General features: G+C 36.2%; 16 protein-coding genes and 2 tRNA genes. 11 read left to right on the top strand and 7 right to left on the bottom strand.

The annotated features are described in order from the left end of the window. Positions 1–8 precede the first annotated feature (8 nt). The gene (locus tag CW736_RS06160; protein ID WP_101013144.1) at positions 9–824 is read right to left on the bottom strand and encodes an HAD family hydrolase; all 816 of its coding nucleotides are present in this window, start codon (positions 822–824) and stop codon (positions 9–11) included. Between the two features lie 264 nt (positions 825–1,088). On the opposite strand from CW736_RS06160, the gene CW736_RS06155 reads away from it, so the two are divergent. Both CW736_RS06155 and CW736_RS06150 read left to right on the top strand, forming a co-directional pair. Then, a tRNA-Asp gene (locus CW736_RS06155) sits at positions 1,089–1,162 on the top strand. Between the two features lie 227 nt (positions 1,163–1,389). Continuing rightward, a complete protein-coding gene (locus CW736_RS06150) occupies positions 1,390–2,472 on the top strand; it encodes a heparan-alpha-glucosaminide N-acetyltransferase (protein WP_101013143.1) in 1,083 nt (360 codons plus the stop codon). Positions 2,473–2,770: 298 nt separating this feature from the next. Here the strand turns inward: CW736_RS06150 and CW736_RS06145 are convergent, their stop codons facing one another. Next, a complete protein-coding gene (locus CW736_RS06145) occupies positions 2,771–3,331 on the bottom strand; it encodes a hypothetical protein (RefSeq protein WP_157810895.1) in 561 nt (186 codons plus the stop codon). 173 nt (positions 3,332–3,504) lie between these two features. Between CW736_RS06145 and CW736_RS06140 the strand changes: the two genes are divergently transcribed. Beyond that, a complete protein-coding gene (locus CW736_RS06140; RefSeq protein ID WP_101013138.1) occupies positions 3,505–4,062 on the top strand; it encodes an REP-associated tyrosine transposase in 558 nt (185 codons plus the stop codon). 457 nt (positions 4,063–4,519) lie between these two features. Here the strand turns inward: CW736_RS06140 and CW736_RS06130 are convergent, their stop codons facing one another. Together CW736_RS06130 and CW736_RS06125 are read right to left on the bottom strand one after the other, a co-directional pair. Then, positions 4,520–5,065 (bottom strand): hypothetical protein, encoded by a 546-nt coding sequence (locus tag CW736_RS06130; protein WP_157810894.1) that lies wholly within the window; start codon positions 5,063–5,065, stop codon positions 4,520–4,522. Positions 5,066–5,303: 238 nt separating this feature from the next. Further along, entirely contained in the window at positions 5,304–5,900 is a 597-nt protein-coding gene (locus CW736_RS06125; protein WP_101013139.1) for a hypothetical protein, read from the bottom strand. 245 nt (positions 5,901–6,145) lie between these two features. Between CW736_RS06125 and CW736_RS06120 the strand changes: the two genes are divergently transcribed. The 4 genes from CW736_RS06120 to CW736_RS06105 all read left to right on the top strand — a co-directional run bounded on the left by CW736_RS06120 (position 6,146) and on the right by CW736_RS06105 (position 9,586). Continuing rightward, positions 6,146–6,703 (top strand): REP-associated tyrosine transposase, encoded by a 558-nt coding sequence (locus CW736_RS06120; RefSeq protein ID WP_101013138.1) that lies wholly within the window; start codon positions 6,146–6,148, stop codon positions 6,701–6,703. Positions 6,704–7,194: 491 nt separating this feature from the next. Continuing rightward, on the top strand, positions 7,195–7,734 hold the full coding sequence (locus tag CW736_RS06115) for a hypothetical protein (protein ID WP_157810893.1): 540 nt from the start codon (positions 7,195–7,197) through the stop codon (positions 7,732–7,734). A gap of 624 nt (positions 7,735–8,358) precedes the next feature. Then, on the top strand, positions 8,359–8,946 hold the full coding sequence (locus tag CW736_RS06110) for a DUF6642 family protein (RefSeq protein ID WP_101013136.1): 588 nt from the start codon (positions 8,359–8,361) through the stop codon (positions 8,944–8,946). Between the two features lie 400 nt (positions 8,947–9,346). Then, the gene (locus CW736_RS06105) at positions 9,347–9,586 is read left to right on the top strand and encodes a hypothetical protein (RefSeq protein ID WP_198519349.1); all 240 of its coding nucleotides are present in this window, start codon (positions 9,347–9,349) and stop codon (positions 9,584–9,586) included. A gap of 265 nt (positions 9,587–9,851) precedes the next feature. On the opposite strand, the gene CW736_RS06100 is transcribed toward CW736_RS06105, so the two are convergent. From CW736_RS06100 to CW736_RS06090, 3 genes are all read right to left on the bottom strand, one after another. Next, positions 9,852–11,588, bottom strand: coding sequence for an ABC transporter ATP-binding protein (locus CW736_RS06100; RefSeq protein ID WP_101013135.1), 1,737 nt, complete (start codon positions 11,586–11,588; stop codon positions 9,852–9,854). A 414-nt stretch (positions 11,589–12,002) separates the two neighbouring features. Beyond that, positions 12,003–12,257 (bottom strand): GIY-YIG nuclease family protein, encoded by a 255-nt coding sequence (locus CW736_RS06095; protein WP_232735432.1) that lies wholly within the window; start codon positions 12,255–12,257, stop codon positions 12,003–12,005. Positions 12,258–12,307: 50 nt separating this feature from the next. Next, positions 12,308–12,389, bottom strand: a tRNA-Leu gene (locus CW736_RS06090). Between the two features lie 111 nt (positions 12,390–12,500). On the opposite strand from CW736_RS06090, the gene CW736_RS06085 reads away from it, so the two are divergent. The 4 genes from CW736_RS06085 (at position 12,501) to CW736_RS06070 (ending at position 18,433) form a co-directional block, all read left to right on the top strand. Further along, a complete protein-coding gene (locus CW736_RS06085) occupies positions 12,501–13,886 on the top strand; it encodes a dipeptidase (protein ID WP_101013134.1) in 1,386 nt (461 codons plus the stop codon). 504 nt (positions 13,887–14,390) lie between these two features. Next, positions 14,391–14,756: a BlaI/MecI/CopY family transcriptional regulator gene (locus CW736_RS06080; protein ID WP_101013133.1), complete on the top strand. Its 366-nt coding sequence runs from the start codon at positions 14,391–14,393 to the stop codon at positions 14,754–14,756. Positions 14,757–14,758: 2 nt separating this feature from the next. Next, positions 14,759–17,077 (top strand): M56 family metallopeptidase, encoded by a 2,319-nt coding sequence (locus tag CW736_RS06075; protein ID WP_101013132.1) that lies wholly within the window; start codon positions 14,759–14,761, stop codon positions 17,075–17,077. A gap of 255 nt (positions 17,078–17,332) precedes the next feature. After that, the gene (locus CW736_RS06070; protein ID WP_101013131.1) at positions 17,333–18,433 is read left to right on the top strand and encodes a DUF4407 domain-containing protein; all 1,101 of its coding nucleotides are present in this window, start codon (positions 17,333–17,335) and stop codon (positions 18,431–18,433) included. Positions 18,434–19,286: the final 853 nt, after the last annotated feature.

The raw sequence follows: 19,286 nt of genomic DNA, 5'->3' as shown, positions 1-19,286 counted from the left end.
GCCTTTTTTTATGCGTTTTTTTGGGCGTTTTGTTCCAGCCATAAAGCGACTCCGTCTTCTTTATGATGACCGGTTATAAATCTAGCGGCCTTCTTAACCACTTCTCGAGCGTTTTCTACAGCTACCCCATAACCTACGGCAGCCAGCATATCGGTATCGTTGTAATTATCTCCAAAAGCTACTACATTCTTCATACCCACTTCTGGATACCTCAATTCTAATAGTTTTCTAAGTGCTACTTCTTTAGAGGTTCCACTAGGAGTAATCTCCGTATAGGTATTTTTTGATCTGTACAAATGGACCTTGGGACCTAATAGTTGTTCCGCTTTCGCGAAAGCGGCATCCATATCTACCTCATCACCCATAAACATGATCTTGTGAGCGCCACCTTGATCTTGGGTCTGTTTAAAATAATTTAAGGTAACCGAAGTCTCTTCTACGCTAGGCGTAACTCTCGTATTGTGCTCCTCCCGTTTTGCCCACTGATCCATAGCTGGAACAAACCACTCTTGGTTGCGGTATAGTGCCACATGCAGGCCGTATTCCTGACCTATTTCGGTTAACTTTTCAATCTCTTCATACGGAATGCTCAATTCGTATAACACATCAGAACCGTGCAGTACCAATGCGCCGTTATAACAAATCAAAGGAGCGTTTATAATATCAAGTGCTTCCTGTAAATAATACATGGCTTGCGGCATTCTGGCAGATATTAGAATTTTAGGTACGAGAAGTTTTCCTAATTCCAAGCGGGTACGATCAGATAAAAATCTGTTGGTATCTAATAAAGTCCCGTCTATGTCTGTAGCAAAAAGTTGTATCATATTTCAAAGATAAATACTAAGCCCATGGCATGTAAGATTACCACCAAGTATTATCAACAGCTTCAAAATTTAAACAGCACAAAAACCAATAAAAAAAGTTTAATCACTGATTTTTAGAAGCTAGGTGATTTATAAGTTTTGTAATGAAAAACGATTTGTTTTTTTTCAAAAAAAAAAGATAAAAAAGACTTGTCTATTCATAAATGAAAAGTATATTTGCAACCGCTAACGCAGAAATGTGGGAGCAACGTTCTATAAGAACACGGTCTGGTAGTTCAGCTGGTTAGAATACATGCCTGTCACGCATGGGGTCGCGGGTTCGAATCCCGTCCAGACCGCAATCTCCCGATAGCTATCGGGATAGCAATTCAAGTTGTGTGTCCTCAGAAATACTTGAGGATTTTGAGGGTGTCATCAGACACTTTTTGAGAAGCTTTTCCAAACGGAGAGGCTTTTTTGTTTTATAGAAGTTTACTTTTTGAAGACTCCATAGTAGCCATATTTTTATTTTAGGAAGGTTTCTATTGTTTTAAATAAACCTTAGTTTTACGCCAACTCAACAACCTTGAAAACTGACCGACTTTTCTTTATAGATGCCGTACGTGCTTTTGCTATCATTATGATGATGCAAGGCCACTTTGTAGACACCCTACTCGCGCCAGAATACAGAGACATGGACAGCTCCATTTTTCAGGTTTGGAGTTATTTTAGAGGAATAACAGCGCCTACGTTTTTTACTATTTCTGGAATCGTCTTTACCTATCTTTTAATGAAGTCCAAGAAAAAAGGACTGGCACCGGTGCGCATACGCAAAGGCTTGATGAGAGGTTTATTGCTCATTGCTATAGGTTATGGACTTAGAGCTCCTATTTGGGACTGGCTGACGGGTACGTTTAACAATTCCTTTTTAATTGTTGATGTATTGCATTGTATAGGGCTTTCCATCATAATCACTGTAGGTATTTATTACCTGACTTTTAAGAAATCCTTGATTTTCTCTATACTCATGCTCGTATTAGGTGTTTCCATATTTATGATGGAACCTTGGTATAGAGAATTAGACACCAGCGGCATACCCTTGGTATTTGCCAATTATTTAACCAAATCAAACGGTTCTATTTTTACCATTATACCTTGGTTAGGATATATGTCTATAGGAGCTTTTATAGCTTCTCTATTTTATCGTTATTTCGGAAGAGAGAAGTTCAAGCCTATTATTGTTTCTGCCTTCATCGTTTTGGGAACTGTATTGATTTACAATTCCTCTTACCTGTTGATGAAGCTCTATTACTGGAGCGATGTACTACTTTTCAAGCAAGTAGCTTATTATAATTACTTGTTTACGAGATTGGGTAATGTATTTGTTTTACTAGGGTTGTTTTATGCTTTAGAAAGGTTTTTGAAAAACCAAATGATTTTTAAAATTGGCCAAAAGACACTTTCCATTTATATAGTTCACTTTATAGTTATTTACGGCAGTCTTACTGGATTTGGCTTGTCCATTCTCTTAAGCAAATCGCTCAACCCTTACCAGGCGGCTATAGGCGCGGTTATTTTTGTGATTGTGGTTTGTTTGATCTCCTTATACGGCATCAAAACCAATGCTTTTATTTACAAAAAACTCAGAGGCTTATTTAAGAGGTCCTAAGGAACTACTGGGAGCATGGGCTGCTAGATCTTAAGCTAACAGACTTAAGCCTTCCTGACCCATAAATTTCCAGTTCATTACATGCTCCTGCTCTATCGGATTACGAATGCTGGTGTTGATTGGACGCGGGGCAAATGGGTGCGATGATGAAGAACGTTCCATGATCTTTAAAATGATTGATTTTTTTCTTACTAAAAAAAAAGGAAAGCTATTTCTAAGGTTCCTTTTTCTTTCTTGACTCTTATTGTGTAGATCACGAGCGGGATGCTCGCGCCAGCTTGGGAAAATCCTAATTTTCTTAATTGACAATACTATCTAATGCAGGTTTTACAAACACATCCAATTCGTCAATAACTACCCATGTTTTCTTCTTGTCAAAATTTAAATCTTTGGTTGGATCATTACCGTAAAACTCCATAACCATGAACCTAAGTTTATTATATCCAGTTTCTTTAAAAACTTTTCCTATATAGGCTGAGTACTGTTTTTCATAATGTTTCGGTGCCTTGTTTATAGTATCAACCGTAAAATTATAAAACCCTGCTACCGGCAGCTCGTAAAGCTGTTTGAAATTTTTTTCTAGTTTGTAAAGTACAGAGTCTTCTGATTCGATAAAAACTATTATTTGAGATTGCTTGTCATCAAATTTAGGGTCAAGTAAGGAGACTAAAGCCTTAGCGTTTTCTCCTACTCTAATCGTATCTTTTAGTAAAGTAGAAAACAGTTTTTCTTTATTAATAATTTTACTTGGTTCCATATATTTTTCAATATCTAAGTTGTTCTTATTCTTAGATTGATCACACGAAATAAAAATACCAATTAATAGAGTTAATAAAATAATCTTATTAATCATTTTCATAAGTTATTGATTTAATAGATGGAAGCCCTCTTTAACCTCCTTTGTATTTCCCCTGCTAGCGCTAGTTTGTAACTAGTGCCGTCCCGAGTGAATAAAAATAATCATTTCTTATCATATTCTTCGAGACATGCTGTAGATTTAAGGTTTAATATTTAGCACACTGTATTTACAAAATGAGTAGAAAGTATAAATTTCATAATAAGAGTGGAGCATATTTTGTAAGTTTTGCAACAGTAAACTGGATAGATGTTTTTACAAGAGATGTTTATTTAAATATCCTTGCAGACAGTATAGACTATTGTAGAAAAAATAAATCTATGGAACTATATGCCTATTGTTTCATGCCTAGTCACGTTCATTTTATTTTTAGATCCTCGATAGACCAACCTTCAGAATTATTAAGAGACTTTAAAAAACATACGGCAAAAAAAGTTCTAAATGCTATAATAGAAAACCCTCAAGAAAGCAGAAAAGAATGGCTTTTATGGATGTTTGAGCGTGCTGGAAAGAAAAATAGCAACACGTCAAAATATCAATTTTGGCAACATCATAACAAGCCTATTGAGTTGTGGAGTCCTGACGTACTTAAACAGAAACTAGACTACATTCATAATAACCCAGTTGTATCAGGTTTTGTTATCGACCAAGTAGATTGGAAGTACTCCAGTGCCAGAAACTTTCAAGAAGATCACACCGTACTGGAAATTGATGATATAGGTTTTATGGGGTAATTTATTATAGAACTATAGCCCTAGAACAGTTGTTCTTGTCGCGGTTGACTCATGCTGGGTACCAGTTTCAAACTGGCACTAGCGGCGATTTTTTCTTACTAAAAAAAAGGAAGACTATTTCTAACTTTCCTTTTTTCTTTCTTGACTCTTATTGTGTAGATCACGAGCGGGACGCTCGCGCCAGCTGGGGAGACCTATGCTGCCAACATTATCATCACAATCTGCAATACAATCAAAAAAATTAAGAGACTTATTTTTAGCAAATTCAAAGACACAAAATAAGTCTATAGCGCTTTCGACTTTACCTTTTGATATAAAAATTAATGGTCGTGACTCATAAGTTTCAATGTCTTCAACTAGTTTTGAAACGTCAAGAGAACTTCCTCTTTTTAAATTATAATATCGCGTAACGTGGTGCAGTGTTGAGTTTATGCTAATCAACTATTCTGACCATTACCTAATTTGGGAGAATGCCTTTTCTTACATATACATCAAGCTCAATGTAATCAAACCAAATACTATCAAGGTCAAACTTTAGATCCAAAATAGGATCCTTTCCAATAAATTCAATAACTAAAACTCTAGATTTATTGTAACCTTCTTTATACATCTTTCTCCCTGCCACTATGATATCATACCTGCTTGGCTCCTTGAATAAACGCCTATTTGAAGTATCGATACTAACATTATGAAAACCGTATAAATCCAATTCATATAGATTAGATAATTTTTCATCAAGTTGTAGTAATGCTGAATCTTGTGATTCCGAAAATGCTACTATTTGGGATTTTGAGTTTTTAAAAGCTGGACTAAGCATTGAAACAATCACTTTTGGAGACTCTCCAATATTAATGGAATCCTTTAATAAGGATGCAAATAGTTTTATATCCTTATTTCCTAGGTTATTCATATTTAAATTGTCTTCAAGGAGTATCGGTTTATTTTTATCCAACTTACAAGAACCTAAAAGTATTAATGCGATGAATAACATAATAATTCTCATAATTTATTCCTTTTTAAAAGTTTCTGTCTCAACAGTTCCTACCTGAGTAGAATCATTTAATCCATAACGATATAGTTAGCAGCGTAAAAACTGATAAGAGTTGTTGCTTTAAATCTTTCTGAGATTACCACAAGTTACTAAATATAGGTTTTGTGTTACAAATGCTAAGTTAACATGAAAGGGTTGCCCCTGCTAGCGCGACGTGGGAGGAGTTTATCTATCATTTTATTACCATCAACTAATCTGACCCATTACCCTTTTTATCTATGACGTCACAAAAACTACTACTCCTATAAAAATTTGTAGGAGAGATGGGATCAAATCTATATAAAATACTATAATCAGGGGTAAGAATAGTCGAAGTATGAGGATCATTAGTTACGTTACCGTGTTCATCCGTTTCAATAGTCCACAAATCGTCTTCATAAAAGTAATTAACGTAACCAAGATCATCCATCTCTTTAATTAATTTTTCTTTATTATAGGAATAGTCAGAAAAATAAGTAGGCTCATATAGTACTAAATCATAAATCATAAAATAATGATTGCCTCTTTTAATAATACCATCTGGCTGAGTGTTTAAAATTGTCATTTCTCCTTTTTGAACCCAGACATCTAATTTATTAATAGGTGCATTAATTGAGAACTCTAAACTATCACCTGAATTCGTTATTAATATTTCATGATAATTATATAGGGCATTATTTTTTGAACACTTGTCAAATTCATTTAAAATAATTTCTAATTCAGGAGGATAATTATTTTTTTGTAGTGACGAACATGATTGTAGGATTAAAATCTGCAATACTAACAATAACTTTAATAAGTCTTTCATTCTTCATATTTTTTATCAGAAATATTAATAAACCTTTTGAATCTTCCCTGCTAGCGCTAGTTTGTAACTAGTGCAGTCCCGAGTGAATAAAAATAATCATTTCTTATCGCCATCTGTAACTTCCCTGCTAGCGCTAGTTTGTAACTAGTGCCGTCCCGAGTGAATAAAAATAATCATTTCTTATCATATTCTTCGAGACATGCTGTAGATTTAAGGTTTGATATTACGCACACTGTATTTACAAAATGAGTAGAAAGTATAAATTTCATAATAAGAGTGGAGCATATTTTGTAAGTTTTGCAACAGTAAACTGGATAGATGTTTTTACAAGAGATGTTTATTTAAATATCCTTGCAGACAGTATAGACTATTGTAGAAAAAATAAATCTATGGAACTATATGCCTATTGTTTCATGCCTAGTCACGTTCATTTTATTTTTAGATCCTCGATAGACCAACCTTCAGAATTATTAAGAGACTTTAAAAAACATACGGCAAAAAAAGTTCTAAATGCTATAATAGAAAACCCTCAAGAAAGCAGAAAAGAATGGCTTTTATGGATGTTTGAGCGTGCTGGAAAGAAAAATAGCAACACGTCAAAATATCAATTTTGGCAACATCATAACAAGCCTATTGAGTTGTGGAGTCCTGACGTACTTAAACAGAAACTAGACTACATTCATAATAACCCAGTTGTATCAGGTTTTGTTATCGACCAAGTAGATTGGAAGTACTCCAGTGCCAGAAACTTTCAAGAAGATCACACCGTACTGGAAATTGATGATATAGGTTTTATGGGGTAATTTATTATAGAACTATAGTCCTAGAACAGTTGTTCTTGTCGCGGTTGACTCATGCTGGGTACCAGTTTCAAACTGGCACTAGCGGCGATTTTTTCTTACTAAAAAAAAGGAAAGACATTTCTAACTTTTCTTTTTTCTTTCTTGAATCTTATTGTGTAGATCACGAGCGGGACGCTCGCGCCAGCTGGGTCTTTAAAATGATTGATTCTTTTCTTACTAAAAAGAAGGAAAGACATTTCTAACTTTTCTTTTTTTCTTTCTTGACTCTTATTGTGTAGATCACGAGCGGGACGCTCGCGCCAGCTTGGGTAATAATGAACAAGTCATAAAATTTCAATACCTTTGATCCTATTATCAGATAAATTTTTAGCTTATTGATTTGACAAAATGAATGCCTAAATTTGCTAAAAATCGATCTCTTTTACTAGTGAAGTCTAGTTAATTATGAATCGAATTCCGATTTATAAAAAAATAAAAGTTCCTCAAAAAAAATGAAAAGTTCTTTAATATTACTAATTGTCATCTTTAATATAAGTCCGATGTTTTCTCAAGTTGGTATAGGAACTGTTGCTCCTGATGCTTCAACTGTTTTAGATATTCAGTCCACTAATTCTGGTGTTCTTTTTCCTAGATTAACAAGTGTACAGCGAGACGCGATTACTAATCCAGCTTCAGGATTATTAATTTACAATTCTAACACCAATTCTTTCCAATACAACTTCGGGGATGGTTCACATCCAAATTGGGTGTCCCTAGAAGCAAACAAGGCCCAGTCCAGCACCTATAATGTAGGAAGTACTACTACAGGATGGAATTATTATAATGTTACTTTTACATCTGTTTTTACAAGTATTCCCTCTATTAATTTAACTTATAGGGAAGGAGTAGGTATTGACAATCATATTTCTCACAGTGTTACTCATTTTAAAGTCGCAAATGCTTCCACAACGGGGTTTACTATTGGCATTTATGATAAAGAAGCTACTAGTGATGTGTTTATTGATTGGGTAGCAACTCCAAAAACTCAATGATTTTAAAAGTTTAGAAATCAAGATATAATTTAAACTACTTTTTGAGTTGAACACATACAATAGTGGGATTCAAGGTTTGAATAAAAAAATAGTCTTTACCGTCTAACCATGCTGCTTAAATAGGTTTTTATCTTACTTGATTTTTTTTTAAAACTGCGTTTTGTTGCGGGTGGTTGATGATTTAATTGCCAAAATAACAATAATTTTATTCCTTAATCTCAGAACTGTCTGCAGAGGCGATATTGTTCATATCCTGACACGACAGTCGTACATGCCTTCCTCTCGCTGCACTGCGTGGCACTCGTCGGAGGCAAGAGCGGTCCTTGTATTGATACTCTCTCTCTATTTCGAAATGCTCTCTTAGGTTGCAGTGCGATGATTAAAAAATCTAGATTAAAGAATATAGCTGCTCTTTAAAATAAAAAAGGAAAGCCGTATTGACTTTATCCTCTTTTTAAATGAACTAGTTTTCGCGAAAGCGGAGAATTAAAAAGCTGTTTAAATTTGGAGAGGTTTTTTGTTGTACTACATCCTGTAGGTTATTTTAAAATCGATAATTGCGTAATGAATGTGATCTTACTCGTCCAATGTGGAGATACCTACATAGATAAAATAAAGAAGTGAATGAGTAAGTTAGCATTGCCTATAACAGATGTCGAAAATTTTATCTATTGCCTAGAGGTAGTTCCTGATGCCGATACATCAGAAACAACAGAAGTAGTAAAAATCCTTGAAGACATTGCTATAAACCAAAACATAACCAGCATCTACAAAGCATGTGATACTATAGAAGGTCTAGAAGAAAGCCTGAGTTATTTACTTCACGACGACCATAATTTTAAAGATTATGAGATCATATATCTCGTTTTGTCAGGAGACGCAAATAATGTCCTCATCAATAATTATTACTATAGTATGGAAGAGATCGCTGAGCTTTTTGAAGGTAAGTTAGATGGTAAAGTCATCCATTTTGCTAATAAAAAGATTTTAGATCTGTCTGATGAAGAGTCTCAATACTTTATTGATGTTACAGGAGCTCGAGCCATTTCTGGATATGGATATCCTTCAGAAAGTGTGTCCAGTGCCTTTACCATAGATCGCTTGTTTTTTAGTCAGTTTTATAAAAATGATGACCTTAAAGAAGTCGTCGAGCGCATGTACGATAAACACAGTAAATTATGTACGTTGCTAGGTTTTAGATTGTACTATTAGCGATGATCGAATATTTGTAGGTGAAATTAATTATTGTCAAACTGTACAAGCTTGTAAACAAAAAAGCCCTTCATTTCTGAAGAGCTTTTAAGAATATGTGCGGATGACAGGAACCTGCCTGCCAGAGGCACGACAGACAGGTCGAACCTGCAGCCGTGAAATATTAATCTAATTCATCTCTTAGAATCCTAAGTTTTAACCCTGATTATTTTTAAGTTTTAAAGTACTCATTTATAGCAGTTTAATTTTTTAAAACCTAATGATTTTGAATTAAATGATACTCGCGTTGATACTCGCCAAATGAACCTTATAACTCCCAAAAACTCTTATCTTAATTTTTAGGCATCCACCATCCTATAGCAAGATGGAAAGCGGATAACATGAGATTTCTTTAAACACTTTGGAAAAGATTGCTAATTTCTTTAATGTAACTCTTGATGAACTGGTCTATATGAATGGAGAGCTGCCACAAGAGGTAGAGATGGAAAATAAGACCACTATGGACCAACTTCAACTCATTCAAGAGCTGGACGAAGAAGAGCCCTCTGTGCTCTTTAAAATCATAGATACTATGATCACAAAAAGAAGTTCAAAGACTTCTTTAATAAATAGGTCGCGTCGCTTTAATGCTAGCGCATAAAAAAAGGAAAACCATTGCTAGCTTTCTTTTTTTCTTTCTTGACTCTTATTGTGTAGATCACGAGCGGGACGCTCGCGCCAGCTGGGGGAAGTGTTTTTTTTTATATTAGGTCTTATTTCCTTTTAGACAACTATTCTTTCAATGTGTAAAGACTTTGTAGAATTAATTAATAAAATGGGCTGTTTAGTTCAATTGTAGGTTCACAATTTTACCGTGAACTCTATCTCTAATCCAACTAGAAAAGTTGAATAGAAATTCTTACCTTTTAAATGCGCGCCTGATAGGTAAACAAATTGTAATACCTACCTTCACTAGAAATCAATTCGTCATGCGTTCCCTGTTCGGCAATGCGGCCATTTTCTATCACTAAAATCTGATCTGCTTTTCTAATAGTACTTAATCGGTGTGCGATGACAAAGGTGGTTCTTCCTTTAGTCAATTCTGCCAGACTTTTTTGAATTAATGCTTCACTTTCTGTATCTAGATTAGAGGTAGCTTCATCTAAAATTAAAACTTTTGGATTTGCTAGTACAGCTCTTGCAATGGCAATACGTTGACGTTGACCGCCTGACAGTTTTACTCCACGTTCGCCTATTAATGTATCTAGGCCTTCGTCAAATCGGTCGGTAAACTCGTTTACATAGGCAGCTTTTACAGCTGCTTTTAGTTCTTCTTCTGTGGCATTAGGTCTAGGGAAAAGGATATTTTGCCTTATCGTACCTTCAAAAAGGAACTCATCTTGTAAAACGACTCCTAGATGTTTTCTAAAACTATTGAGATTGATCGTTGCTATATCTTGCCTATCGACAGTTATGGTGCCCGACTGAGGATTTAAAAAGGTTGCCGCAAGTCCTGCAATCGTACTTTTTCCAGAACCTGAACTACCTACCAGAGCAATGACCTCACCTGGTTTTGCTTCAAAATTGATGTTATGCAATACTTCTTTGTTTTCTTCGTACGCAAAAGAGACGTTGTTAAATACAATATGACCCTCAAAGTTCTCTAAATATTCCGTTCGATTCTCTTCGTCAGATTCAGGCGTCATATTCATTAATTCTTCAGTTCGGTCTAGACCTGCTAGAGCTTCTGTCAGTTGACTACCTATATTGCTCATTTGCACGATCGGTGCAATCATCAATCCTAATAAAAAAGTAAAGGTTAAAAAATCTCCTATAGTTAACTCTTCCATCATGATTTTATAACCCCCTATTCCCATGATTCCTGTTGTAGCTAGACCCAATAAAAAGGTCGAAGAACTGGTGATAATAGCTGTCGCCGTTAAACTTTTTTTCACATTTTGAAATAGTCGTTCTACACCTTCTTCAAATATTTTGTTTTCTTGCTCTTCGGCATTAAAACCTTTTATGACTCTTACACCACCTAATGTTTCTGTTAACCTACCTGTGACCTCAGCGTTAATGACACCTCTATTTCTAAAAATTGGTCGTATGATTTTAAATGCCTTTAATGCAATTAGAGCAAAAATCGCCAATGGGATTAGGGTAAATAAGGTCATCGTCCAGCTAATGCGTAATAGCAAGACTAATGATACCAAGGCGGTTATGGAGCCCCCTACTAATTGTACCAGTCCAGTTCCTATTAAATTACGAACCCCTTCTACATCGTTCATAATTCTTGATACCAGAGCACCAGACTTGGTATTGTCAAAAAATCGAATAGGTAATGACAGTACCTTTTTTTGAACTTGCGCTCTCAGTTCAGAAATCATATACTGCGCTTGTACACTTAATATTTTAGTGAGAAGAAAGGAAGTAATCGCTTGGACTAAAATGGCTAAGGCTACCGCTGCAACTAAGCCTTTGAGAAACTCCACATTTTTATTAGGAATGATATCATCCATTAAATATTTAAGAGATAAGGGTGCCACAAAGCTAGCTGCTTTACTTATTACAATTAAAAATAATCCTATAAAAACGAGTTTCCTTCTGGGCCAAATAATGGTTTTGAAGGCACTTAAAATAGTTACTTTTTTTTCTGACATGTTTTGGGCCTTTTAATAAAATAATGAAACTTCCATTTAAACAACTCTGTTTTTTCATGTCAGACAGCATAAAACGGTTTGACTCAACATTCGAAACATAAGTTAGATGAACTTACTACTTCATTATTAATAATCCAATATTATGGTTTTGCTTTCACTTTCTGAAACAATTGAGGGCCTTAAATTACATGGCTGTAGTAAACGATCATTCGAATTATAAATTTTATAATCGAGCCTTGTAAACAAGAGATAAAACATATAGATATCTTATGATTCGTTTTTTTAGACTTTCGTGAAAGCGAGAACTAAAAAAAAGCCCTTCATTTCTGAAGAGCTTTTAAGAATATGTGCGGATGACAGGAACCTGCCTGCCAGAGGCACGACAGGCAGGTCGAACCTGCACGCCGTGAAATATTAATCTAATTCATCTCTTAGAATTCTAAGTTTTCTTTTACCTGTTCCACTTTTCCAATACTTTTCTCTAAATCGTGCTTCCTCTCTTGATGTTCCTACTACTTCTGAGTAAATTAATCGGAAAGGGGCATATGAAGCCGTAGTTTTATTGAGACCTTTATTATGCCTATTTAATCTTACTTCGAGTTCAGTAGAAAAACCCACATATATATAGTTTTTAGTAAGACTAGAAATTGCATAAACTTTATATATCATAACCAAATATAAAAAAAGCCCTTCATTTCTGAAGAGCTTTTAAGAATATGTGCGGATGACAGGAATCGAACCTGCACGCCGTGAAGCACTAGATCCTAAGTCTAGCATGTCTACCAGTTCCATCACATCCGCTTACTGATAACCCCTATTTGGGACGGCAAATATACATACTTTTCACATATTACAAATTCTTTATCAAATAAAAATTACTCCTTTCTTATCTTTACCTCAAATACAATTACAATGAATACCAAACCTTATGTTGATCAGCACAAAGATCGATTCATAAATGAACTCATAGACTTACTTAAGATCCCATCTGTTAGCGCAGATCCTGCCCATAAAAACGATGTGATTAGAGCCAGTGAAGTGATTAAAGAATCCCTAAAAAAAGCCGGCTGTGACCACGTAGAAATATGTGAAACACCAGGCTACCCTATTGTTTACGGTGAAAAAATAATAGATAAAAACCTGCCTACAGTATTGGTTTATGGTCATTACGATGTACAACCACCAGATCCTATAAATTTATGGGACAGCCCACCTTTTGAGCCGGTGATTAAAAAAACAGCCCTTCATCCAGACGGAGCCATATTTGCTCGTGGTGCTTGTGATGACAAAGGACAAATGTATATGCACGTAAAAGCTATGGAATACATGACGGCAAATAACGAGCTGCCATGTAATGTTAAGTTCATGATTGAAGGGGAAGAAGAAGTGGGAAGCGAGTCTTTAGGATGGTTTCTAGAACGCAATAGAGAAAAACTAGCTAACGACGTGATCTTGATTTCTGATACGGGCATGATCTCTAAAGACGTCCCTAGCATCACCACAGGACTGCGTGGTTTGAGCTATGTAGAAGTTGAAGTAACCGGACCTAATCGCGACTTGCACTCCGGACTTTATGGTGGTGCCGTAGCAAATCCTATCAATGTATTGTGCGACATGATCGCCCAACTCCACGATGATAACCATCACATCACCATTCCAGGGTTCTATGATAAAGTAGAAGAGCTCAGTAAAGAAGAACGTGCCGAAATGGCCAAAGCGCCATTCTCTCAAAAAGCCTACAACAAAGCACTAGACATCGCTGAAGAACATGGTGAAAAAGGGTATACCACTAACGAACGCAATAGCATTAGGCCTACCTTAGACGTGAATGGGATTTGGGGCGGCTACACCGGCGAAGGCGCCAAAACCGTAATCGCCAGTAAAGCCTATGCAAAAATATCCATGCGACTGGTTCCCGACCAAAACTGGCATGAAATCACCGAATTGTTTCAGAAACACTTTGAAAGCATCGCTCCAGCAAGCGTAACCGTAAAAGTAACACCACATCATGGTGGAACGGCTTATGTGACGCCTATTGATAGTCTGGGCTATAAAGCAGCAAGTGCCGCTTATGAAGATACCTTTGGCAAGACGCCTATCCCACAGCGCAGTGGTGGCTCGATTCCTATAGTTGCATTATTTGAAAAAGAACTGGATTCTAAGTCTATCCTTATGGGATTTGGACTGGACAGTGATGCCATCCACTCTCCTAACGAGCATTTCGGAATCTGGAATTACCTAAAAGGAATTGAAACGATTCCGCATTTTTATAAGCATTTTACGGAGATGAGTAAGTAATACCAATTTATCTTTGAGCTATTAAATTTAAATTTACAAAAGTCCCATTCATAATCGAGTGGGACTTTTTTTTGGGCAGTTCACTAGAAAATTCATTTCGCTACCGCTCCTAGAATTATCCAGTGACCGTGCTTTCCGCTATATCTTTTATTATACCATTTTACCTGATCGCTTTCGCGAAAGCGAAAACAGCCCTAAACATATCGTATTCAGTATTTTAAAACCTTATATAATAGCAGTTCTTATACTTCTTTTTATTTTTATTTTTTACTTTTTAATGCTCTACACTTGTAGAATTAAAATATTGTTCTACATTTGTAGAGTTAGTTCTTATGCCAATTTAATTTTGTGCTGTTGTAAAATTAAATTGGAACGTTTTTTTATTTATCAAGACAAAAAATTAAAGCATAGCAGTAGCTACGGTTTTATTTTTTAACGAAGAAAAATAGAAAAACGAACGATTTAATACAACAGAGTAAAGTTAAATAGGCATAAAACATAGAAATGAAATTGTCAAAAACTGAAGAAGATCTTATGAGTCATTTATGGAAGCTAGAAAAAGCTTTTATGAAAGACCTCCTTGAAGCATACCCTGATCCCAAACCTGCTACCACTACCATTGCAACCCTGTTAAAACGCATGACAGATAAAGGTTTTGTAGGTTATGAACTGTTCGGTAAAAGCCGACAGTACAAGCCACTTGTTAAAAAAAGCGACTACTTCTCCAAGCATGTCAATGGCCTGATTAAAAATTTCTTTAATGACAGCTCTGCACAATTTGCTTCTTTCTTTACTAAAGAAACCGATTTAAGTAAAAAAGAACTGGAAGAATTAAGGAAGATCATAGACCGTCAAATTGAAAATAAGTAATCATGGAACATTTCTTAATCAACTCCTCTGTTTGTCTTTTTGTTCTCTGGCTCGCTTATAAGTTATTGCTAGAAAATACGTCCTGGCATGCCTTTAAAAGGTGGTATTTACTTGGTGCCTTGATGGTTTCCTTATGTATTCCATTTATAGTGGTAGAAACTATTGTGATTCCTATTCAAGAAACGCCTTTTGCGGCTTATGAATTGAATATGGCAGAGAGTGCGTCGCAAGAACCAGCTTTGGAAGTGAATTGGTTGTATGTAATGCTAGCCGTTTATACCATAGGTCTTGCGATTATGATATGGAGGTTTGGTAAAAACTTGAATTCCTTTAGAATCCAACAAGAAGACGAGATCAGTTCCTACAAAACCTACCAGCTTATACTGCGCCATCAACTTACCATACCTCATTCATTTCTCAAACGCATTTTTGTCTCTAAAAAAGATCATGAATCTAACAAAATTCCTACCGTAGTTTTGGAGCATGAAAAAGCACATTTAGATCAAAAGCACTCGCTGGACATCTTGTTTATTGAACTGCTTATGGTTTTGCTTTGGTTCAATCCGCTGCTATATCTTATTAGGTATTCTATGAAATTGAATCATGAATTCCTTGCAGATCGATCTGTATTAAATCAAGGTATTTCTACCACAGCCTACCAACAAATATTGTTAGATCACGCCACGACCAGTTACCAACAAGCCATGGCAAACACCTTTACGTTTCCCATCATTAAAAAAAGATTTCATATTATGAAAATACGTACGTCACCTATAAGCCTCCTCTTAAGAAGTCTAGCGCTTATTCCTGTTCTTGCTTTACTCGTTATGAGTTGTGGTAAGGAGGAAACCGAATTTCAAGAAGTAGAAGAAATCATTGAAATAGTAGAACAACCAGAAGTAATCGAAGTCATTGAAGTTCTAGAAAATCTGACCTCAAAAGACATAAAAGAGTATAATTTTCTAGCTAAGAGACATCAAGAATTTATAAAGGAAAATGGTCATGTCGTACTTTTTAATGAAGACACAAAACGCATGCAAATCATTTTTAATTCTATGAATGAAAAACAACGCGCTGAAAATGAACCATGGCCTTATTTAAATTGGGAAAATGATATTAGAGCAGGTCAAATTCCACCACCACCACCGCCGGCAGCACCGTCTAAAGATTTTGGATATATAAAAGTGGATGGAAAGATCTATTATTATACTTTGAAAGAAGGTGACCAAGCTTTTTACGATCGTTGGGGAAATAAAATAGACGTTAAAGGCAAGACTGTAGAATATATTAAAGAAGAAGACCTTCCGCCACCACCGCCACCAGCGAGTCCTTTAGATTATATTGAAAATGCTGGTGATAACATCCACTACTACATTGATGATAAAAAGGTAACTGCAGAAAAAGCAAAAGCATTTATCAAAAAGAACGGAAACAATGGCGTGCAAATCATGCCGGTCAACGGAGTGAATTCGTTGAAAATGTACACCAAGTCCAATGATAACAGTGTTGGAATAAACGATAGCAATTGGGAAGCTGTTGAAACTATCTTGGAAAAAAGCACTGCTAGTTCAAAGAAATCGGTTGTTGACAATTCGAACATTTATTTAAACGGCAAACAGATCACCGAAGAAGAGTATGAGAATATTAAAGACGGTAAGTCGATAACTTCTTTAGAAGTAAAAAAGATCAAAGGTGAAAATTACACCTATATCACCACTAATTCATTAGAATCGCGACCTGCTGCAACGTCAAAAAAAGAACCTACTGACCTTTCCATCAGAAAAGCTTTTTTAATGGCGGCGTTACGTCAAGAAAAGCCAGTAAAGTTTGAAATCAATCGGAAGCAGGTAACTCTTGCGGAGGTAGAAACTTTAATCAAAAACAATAACGAAATTCCGTTTGACCTTATCACTCAAAATGGAAATGAACACACCTTAGCATTCTTCAACGACAGTTCCCTAAAAATGTCAAAAGAAACTTTAAGTCGGATGTACTCCAAATTTTTTCAAACAATTGATCCTGAGAAAAACACTTCAAGCTTTATCATCAGTAAATCTAACAAGAAAGTAGGATCGATTATAACGCCACAAAAGAAACTAAGAATGATAGGTGACCCTATCGATGTCATCAACATCAACAAAGAAAAATATGTGTATTACGTAGATGGACATATTTTGAATTATCGAGAAGCCTTATTAATAGTAGCAAAAAATGAACACTGGAATGTCTATTTGGACAACATAGATAACAAAGCTGCTATGATGATCAACACCTATGATGTGATCGTAGGTCCAGAAGAAATTAAAAAACGTGGTTGTTAATTCCAATGCATCCCAAAGACTAAAAACACCTCATCCTTTATCATTTTTAAACAAAAGCCATTGAACTATGGCTTTTGTTTGTTCCAACCCTATCGACCAGCTCCTAGAATGAATTAAGCCGATGCTGCTATGCAGCGGAATGAACGTATGAATCTGAACTCGAACTCGAACTTAAGTTGAAGTTTCAGTTCAAAACTGTAACAATTCTATGCATTTGACGTTTATTAAGTTACAATCCCTTTCTAAACCATTCTTATGCAGTCTTTTTTCATCTTTTGTAGCGGTGCTGATGCTCCATTGCTTGACGAGTGCCATGCTGGCGAGCGTAATAAGTATGCTGGTATAGGCGCCACCGTATTCTTTACCGCATTGATGGCATTTTTTGCTGCGAGTTATGCCTTATATACCGTTTTTGACAGCTACTGGATGGCTATTGCTTTAGGTCTTGTATGGGGATTATTGATCTTTAATCTGGATCGCTACATTGTTTCCACACTGAAAAAAAGCGATCGCAAAATCAACGAATTTTGGCAGGCTCTCCCACGTATTGTTTTGGCAATTATTATTGCTATGGTGATTTCAAAACCTTTGGAATTAAAGATTTTTGAAAAAGAGATCGATCAGGTATTACTGGAAGAGAAAAACGCAATGACCCTAGAAAATCAAGAGCAAGTAGGGGCGTTATTTGCTGTTGAGGAGTCCGCTTTCGCGAAAGCGATACAAGAATTAAAATCTGAAATCAGCACAAAAAAAGCAGAAGTAGACGCCCTTTACACCACCTATATTACAGAAGCTGAAGGAACATCGGGAACCAATAAATTAGGAAAAGGGCCTGTCTATAAAGAAAAACGAGAAAAACACGACGCCGCACAGGCAGATTTTAAAGAATTAACAAGCATTAATACGGAGAAAATAGCAGCCATAGAACTCCAGCTAGCCGACTTAAAGACTCGTGAGACCGCACAGCTTGCAGCATCCCAACCCATCATCGAAAACTTTGACGGATTGATGGCGCGTATTGAGGCGTTGAACAAATTGCCTTTTATCACCTCATTCTTTATCTTCTTGCTCTTTCTAGCCATAGAGACCTCGCCTATAATTGCAAAATTAATCGCACCACGAGGAGCATATGATTACAAATTTGCAGAACGCGAGGACCTGATTCTTTCCTGGGTCATCCAGCAAAAACAACAGCAAAGCATACTCGTGCAAACCGACAAAGAGCTCAACAACCGAGTCTATAAGGACATCGCAAATGAGGACGAACTTTATGAGTATAAGAAAAAAATAGCCAGAGAACTCTTGCAAAAACAAGCCGATGCTTTTTACAACAAGCAAAAAGGTGTTTTGGGGTAAAGCTTTCAGATTCGAGTTCGAGTCCTCTGGCCTATCCTAAATCCTTTCCAAAGGAAAGGACCGCTATTTCCTTTATAATGGCTTTTGAGAATACATTCAATTTCATTTTACCGCTTCTTTCCACTGCCCTAAAGGGTGGAAGCTACTTTTATTCAATTGTCATTCCGCTGTAGAGCGGAATCGGATGTTACTATCTCTATCTCATCAACACAGCAACACCCATCCCAACCTTCCCTCGAAGGAAGGAGTTTTACTCCTTTTTTCAAGTTCGAATTCGAGTTCGTGTTCAGATTCAAGTTCGAGTTCTCTGGCCTATCCTAAATCCTTTCCAAAGGAAAGGACCGCTATTTCCTTTATAATGACTTTTGAGAATACACTCGAGGGAAGGAGTTTTCAAGTTCGAGTTCGATTTCATTTTACCGCTTCTTTCCCGAGCCCTAATGGGTGGAAGCTTGAGTTTTAATTGTCATTCCGCACTTGATGCGGAATCTATTTATACTTTATCGATCTAACAAACACAGCAACACCCATCCCAACCTTCCCTCGAGGGAAGGAATTTTACTCCTTTTTTCAAGTTCAAGTTCGAGTTCGAGTTCTCTGGCCTATCCTAAATCCTTTCCAAAGGAAAGGACCGCTATTTCCTTTATAATGGCTTTTAGAGTGGATTCAAGTTCGAGTTCGAGTTCAAGTTCGAGTTCAATTTACCGCTTCTTTCCCCTGCCCTAAAGGGTGGAAGCTACACTTTTATTCAATTGCCTATCCGCACTTGATGCAGAATCTATTTGTGTCTTGTCATTCCGCACTTGATGCGGAATCTGTTTATACTTCCTCCACCTTATTATTACCGCAACAC

It is taken from the genome of Nonlabens sp. MB-3u-79 (genome assembly GCF_002831625.1).
GTDB lineage: Bacteria > Bacteroidota > Bacteroidia > Flavobacteriales > Flavobacteriaceae > Nonlabens.
Note: the sequence above shows the minus strand (reverse complement) of the source record. Positions and strands in the feature narration are given on the sequence as shown.

Excerpts from the sequence above, each read along its gene's own strand:
- CW736_RS06160 (WP_101013144.1), bottom strand. The coding sequence starts at position 824 with ATGATACAACTTTTTGCTACAGACATAGACGGGACTTTATTAGATACC.
- CW736_RS06145 (WP_157810895.1), bottom strand. The coding sequence starts at position 3,331 with ATGAAAATGATTAATAAGATTATTTTATTAACTCTATTAATTGGTATT.
- CW736_RS06140 (WP_101013138.1), top strand. The coding sequence starts at position 3,505 with ATGAGTAGAAAGTATAAATTTCATAATAAGAGTGGAGCATATTTTGTA.
- CW736_RS06130 (WP_157810894.1), bottom strand. The coding sequence starts at position 5,065 with ATGAGAATTATTATGTTATTCATCGCATTAATACTTTTAGGTTCTTGT.
- CW736_RS06125 (WP_101013139.1), bottom strand. The coding sequence starts at position 5,900 with ATGAAAGACTTATTAAAGTTATTGTTAGTATTGCAGATTTTAATCCTA.
- CW736_RS06120 (WP_101013138.1), top strand. The coding sequence starts at position 6,146 with ATGAGTAGAAAGTATAAATTTCATAATAAGAGTGGAGCATATTTTGTA.
- CW736_RS06115 (WP_157810893.1), top strand. The coding sequence starts at position 7,195 with ATGAAAAGTTCTTTAATATTACTAATTGTCATCTTTAATATAAGTCCG.
- CW736_RS06110 (WP_101013136.1), top strand. The coding sequence starts at position 8,359 with ATGAGTAAGTTAGCATTGCCTATAACAGATGTCGAAAATTTTATCTAT.
- CW736_RS06100 (WP_101013135.1), bottom strand. The coding sequence starts at position 11,588 with ATGTCAGAAAAAAAAGTAACTATTTTAAGTGCCTTCAAAACCATTATT.
- CW736_RS06095 (WP_232735432.1), bottom strand. The coding sequence starts at position 12,257 with ATGATATATAAAGTTTATGCAATTTCTAGTCTTACTAAAAACTATATA.
- CW736_RS06085 (WP_101013134.1), top strand. The coding sequence starts at position 12,501 with ATGAATACCAAACCTTATGTTGATCAGCACAAAGATCGATTCATAAAT.
- CW736_RS06080 (WP_101013133.1), top strand. The coding sequence starts at position 14,391 with ATGAAATTGTCAAAAACTGAAGAAGATCTTATGAGTCATTTATGGAAG.
- CW736_RS06075 (WP_101013132.1), top strand. The coding sequence starts at position 14,759 with ATGGAACATTTCTTAATCAACTCCTCTGTTTGTCTTTTTGTTCTCTGG.
- CW736_RS06070 (WP_101013131.1), top strand. The coding sequence starts at position 17,333 with ATGCAGTCTTTTTTCATCTTTTGTAGCGGTGCTGATGCTCCATTGCTT.